General features: G+C 47.2%; 2 tRNA genes and 3 rRNA genes. All 5 read right to left on the bottom strand.

The features are described 5' to 3' along the window. Positions 1-48: 48 nt before the first annotated feature. A 5S ribosomal RNA gene (gene rrf / locus KSK37_RS13930) occupies positions 49-156 on the bottom strand. A gap of 148 nt (positions 157-304) precedes the next feature. Further along, positions 305-3,068, bottom strand: a 23S ribosomal RNA gene (locus tag KSK37_RS13925). A gap of 207 nt (positions 3,069-3,275) precedes the next feature. Next, positions 3,276-3,349: transfer RNA gene (locus tag KSK37_RS13920), tRNA-Ala, on the bottom strand. Between the two features lie 93 nt (positions 3,350-3,442). Continuing rightward, positions 3,443-3,516: transfer RNA gene (locus KSK37_RS13915), tRNA-Ile, on the bottom strand. 197 nt (positions 3,517-3,713) lie between these two features. Beyond that, positions 3,714-5,035, bottom strand: a 16S ribosomal RNA gene (locus tag KSK37_RS13910); the annotation flags it as partial.

The following is a 5,035-nucleotide window of genomic DNA, read 5'->3' as shown; positions in this document are numbered from 1 at the left end:
TATACCAAAAAAAATCCTCAATCAAGTAAATGATTGAGGATTAAAAAAAACTGGCGGCGACCTACTCTCCCGCTTTCGCAGTACCATCGGCGCTAGAGGGCTTAACTTCTGTGTTCGGAATGGGAACAGGTGAGCCCCTCTGCTAAAACCACCCTAAAGGCTGTATTAGAGACGTGAGATATTTAGATTAGAGAGCGGAGACTATTGTCTCGTGTCTCATATCTATAGATCTCGTGTCTATATTTATCGATAAAAACTTTCACAAAGAGTAAACCTTTATGCACTTACGGAGCGCGCCTAATTAGGCTATAAATCTACGGGTAATTAGTACTACTCGGCTATGCCATTACTGACTTTACACCTGTAGCCTATCAACGTTGTCATCTCCAACGACCCTTAAAAGATGTCTCATCTTGAGGCAGGTTTCGCACTTATATGCTTTCAGTGCTTATCCTTTCCAAACGTAGCTACTCAGCGGTGCACCTGGCGGTACAACTGATACACCAGAGGTTTGTTCAAATCGGTCCTCTCGTACTAGATTCAAGCCCTCTCAAACATCTAACGCCCGCAATAGATAGAGACCGAACTGTCTCACGACGTTCTGAACCCAGCTCGCGTGCCACTTTAATGGGCGAACAGCCCAACCCTTGGGACCTTCTCCAGCCCCAGGATGTGACGAGCCGACATCGAGGTGCCGAACCTCCCCGTCGATATGAGCTCTTGGGGGAGACTAGCCTGTTATCCCCGGAGTACCTTTTATCCTATGAGCGATGGCCCTTCCATACGGAACCACCGGATCACTATGTCCTGCTTTCGCACCTGATCGACTTGTAGGTCTCACAGTCAAGCACCCTTATGCCATTACACTCTACGCACGGTTACCAAGCGTGCTGAGGGTACCTTTGAAAGCCTCCGTTACTCTTTTGGAGGCGACCACCCCAGTCAAACTACCCACCACGCAATGTCCTCCGACAAGTCGGAGTTAGGCTCCAAATAAACAAAGGGTGGTATTTCAACGTTGACTCCACCGACACTAGCGTGCCAGCTTCAAAGTCTCCCACCTATCCTACACATTGTTTATTCAAAGTCAATACGAAGTTATAGTAAAGGTTCACAGGGTCTTTTCGTCCCATTGCGGGTAATCGGCATCTTCACCGATACTACAATTTCACAGAGCTCATGGTTGAGACAGTGCCCAGATCGTTACACCATTCGTGCAGGTCGGAACTTACCCGACAAGGAATTTCGCTACCTTAGGACCGTTATAGTTACGGCCGCCGTTTACTGGGGCTTCAGTTAATTGCTTCGCATTGCTGCTAACAACCTTCCTTAACCTTCCAGCACCGGGCAGGTGTCAGACCCTATACAGCATCTTTCGATTTAGCAGAGTCCTGTGTTTTTGATAAACAGTCGCCTGGGCCTCTTCACTGCGGCCAGCATTGCTGCTGGCGTCTCTTCTTCCGAAGTTACGAGACTATTTTGCCTAGTTCCTTAACCATGATTCACTCTAGCACCTTAGGATTCTCTCCTCGACTACCTGTGTCGGTTTTGGTACGGGTTGCTTCACTTCGGCTTTTCTTGGAATCTATTTCCCTGCAGCAGCTTCGCCCGAAGGCTAGGCCTTGACTATTCCGTCAGTCTCCAGCAAGTACGTAAATCCGTCCCCTTTTTAGTGTGAGCAAGTATGGGAATATTAACCCATTGTCCATCCACTTCCCCTTTCGGGTTCGCGTTAGGTCCCGACTAACCCTCAGCTGATTAGCATGGCTGAGGAAACCTTAGTCTTTCGGTGAGCGGGTTTCTCGCCCGCTTTATCGTTACTTATGCCTACATTTTCTTTTCTGTACGCTCCACAATACCTCACGATACTGCTTCTGTGCAAACAGAATGCTCCCCTACCAGATATAATTCTAAAATTATAAATCCATAGCTTCGGTACTATACTTATGCCCGATTATTATCCATGCCGAACCGCTCGACTAGTGAGCTGTTACGCACTCTTTAAATGAATGGCTGCTTCCAAGCCAACATCCTAGCTGTCAATGCAGTTCAACCGCGTTATTTCAACTTAGTATAGATTTGGGGACCTTAGCTGTTGGTCCGGGTTCTTTCCCTCTCGGACATGGACCTTAGCACCCATGCCCTCACTGCCGACGAACATTTATTAGCATTCGGAGTTTGTCAGGAATTGGTAGGATTTGACTCCCCCGCATCCAATCAGTAGCTCTACCTCTAATAAACTTAACATCGACGCTGCACCTAAATGCATTTCGGGGAGTACGAGCTATCTCCCAGTTTGATTGGCCTTTCACCCCTACCCACAAGTCATCCGAAGACTTTTCAACGTCAACCGGTTCGGTCCTCCACTTTGTGTTACCAAAGCTTCAACCTGCCCATGGGTAGATCACAAGGTTTCGCGTCTAATCCTACTAACTATGCGCCCTATTCAGACTCGCTTTCGCTCCGCCTCCGCACCTGAAGTGCTTAAGCTCGCTAGTAAAATTAACTCGTAGGCTCATTATGCAAAAGGCACGCCGTCACCCAACTTGTGGGCTCCGACCGCTTGTAGGCGTACGGTTTCAGGTTCTCTTTCACCCTTCTATTCGAAGTGCTTTTCACCTTTCCTTCACAGTACTTGTTCACTATCGGTCTTTCAGGAGTATTTAGCCTTGGAGGATGGTCCCCCCATATTCAGACAGGATTTCACGTGTCCCGCCCTACTCATTTATCATCCAAATATGCCTTTCAAGTACGGGGCTATCACCCTCTACGGCCGTTCTTTCCAGAACGTTCTTTTAAACATATAAAGACTTTTGGGCTAATCCGCTTTCGCTCGCCACTACTTACGGAATCTCTTCGATTTCTTTTCCTCCGGGTACTTAGATGTTTCAGTTCTCCGGGTTTGCTCCTCTTACGAGGTGACTGGTCTTCAACCAGCCGGGTTGCCCCATTCGGACATCTGCGGATCAATTCGTGTGTGCCGATCCCCGCAGCTTTTCGCAGCTTACCACGTCCTTCTTCGCCTCTGAAAGCCTAGGCATCCGCCATACGCCCTTAACGATTTCTTTCCTAATTTTAAATTAGTTCAGTATTTTTAATACAACACAACCGTGTTGCTTTTTATTTTGTAAACTTTCGCACCCGTAAGTGCTCGGTTTTCTCTTTGTGATGTTCTTATCGTTAATGTCAATGATCTTTAAATCTTATTAGTTCCCTGATGAACAGATATTGTTTTTGGCTCTATCCGTAACTTTTAAATCAGATTACTAATACTGTGGAGAATAAGGGAGTCGAACCCTTGACCTCCTGCGTGCAAGGCAGGCGCTCTAGCCAACTGAGCTAATTCCCCGCTAGTGGAGTCTTTGAGTAATTCTGTATCCGAGTGATGGAGTATTAATACTCTACAACTCATCTACTTTACAACTCATATACTCTAAATTAGTAGTCTCGGGCAGGCTCGAACTGCCGACCTCTACATTATCAGTGTAGCGCTCTAACCAGCTGAGCTACGAGACTGTTTTTGAGTGATAAGTAATGAGTATCAAGTGTATAACTCCATATTCATTCTTCATTTCCTCTATATCTCTCTCCCTGTACTAATTTCTAGTGGGTATATTTTTAAATACCAACCAAAGTAAAAAAACTAAAGCATCTTTTGAGTAAGTGCTTGTACTTGCGTACGTTTTGTTTGTTTAACGTCTAAAGACGCTCTAAAATGAGATGTTCCAGCCGCACCTTCCGGTACGGCTACCTTGTTACGACTTAGCCCTAGTTACTTGTTTTACCCTAGGCAGCTCCTTTTACGGTCACCGACTTCAGGTACCCCAAACTTCCATGGCTTGACGGGCGGTGTGTACAAGGCCCGGGAACGTATTCACCGCGCCATGGCTGATGCGCGATTACTAGCGATTCCAGCTTCATAGAGTCGAGTTGCAGACTCCAATCCGAACTGAGACCGGCTTTCGAGATTTGCATCACATCGCTGTGTAGCTGCCCTCTGTACCGGCCATTGTATTACGTGTGTGGCCCAAGACGTAAGGGCCGTGATGATTTGACGTCATCCCCACCTTCCTCTCTACTTGCGTAGGCAGTCTCACTAGAGTCCTCAACTGAATGTTAGCAACTAGTGACAGGGGTTGCGCTCGTTGCAGGACTTAACCTAACACCTCACGGCACGAGCTGACGACAACCATGCAGCACCTTGAAAAATGTCCGAAGAAGGGTCTATTTCTAAACCTGTCATTTCCCATTTAAGTCTTGGTAAGGTTCCTCGCGTATCATCGAATTAAACCACATAATCCACCGCTTGTGCGGGCCCCCGTCAATTCCTTTGAGTTTCATTCTTGCGAACGTACTCCCCAGGTGGCTAACTTATCACTTTCGCTTGGTCTCTGAATCCGAAAATCCAAAAACGAGTTAGCATCGTTTACGGCGTGGACTACCAGGGTATCTAATCCTGTTCGCTACCCACGCTTTCGTCCATCAGCGTCAGTTAAATCTTAGTGACCTGCCTTCGCAATTGGTGTTCTAAGTAATATCTATGCATTTCACCGCTACACTACTTATTCCAGCCACTTCAAATTTACTCAAGACCCGCAGTATCAATGGCAGTTTCATAGTTAAGCTATGAGATTTCACCACTGACTTACGGGCCCGCCTACGGACCCTTTAAACCCAATAAATCCGGATAACGCTTGCACCCTCCGTATTACCGCGGCTGCTGGCACGGAGTTAGCCGGTGCTTATTCGTACAGTACCTTCAGCTACCCTCACGAGAGTAGGTTTATCCCTGTACAAAAGAAGTTTACAATCCATAGGACCGTCATCCTTCACGCGGGATGGCTGGATCAGGCTTTCACCCATTGTCCAATATTCCTCACTGCTGCCTCCCGTAGGAGTCTGGTCCGTGTCTCAGTACCAGTGTGGGGGATCTCCCTCTCAGGACCCCTAAAGATCATTGACTTGGTGAGCCGTTACCTCACCAACTATCTAATCTTGCGCGTGCCCATCTTTATCCACCGGAGTTTTCAATATC

The organism is Kaistella soli, from assembly GCF_019038595.1.
Classification (GTDB): Bacteria; Bacteroidota; Bacteroidia; order Flavobacteriales; family Weeksellaceae; genus Kaistella; species Kaistella soli.
This window is presented reverse-complemented; position numbering and strand designations above follow the sequence as displayed.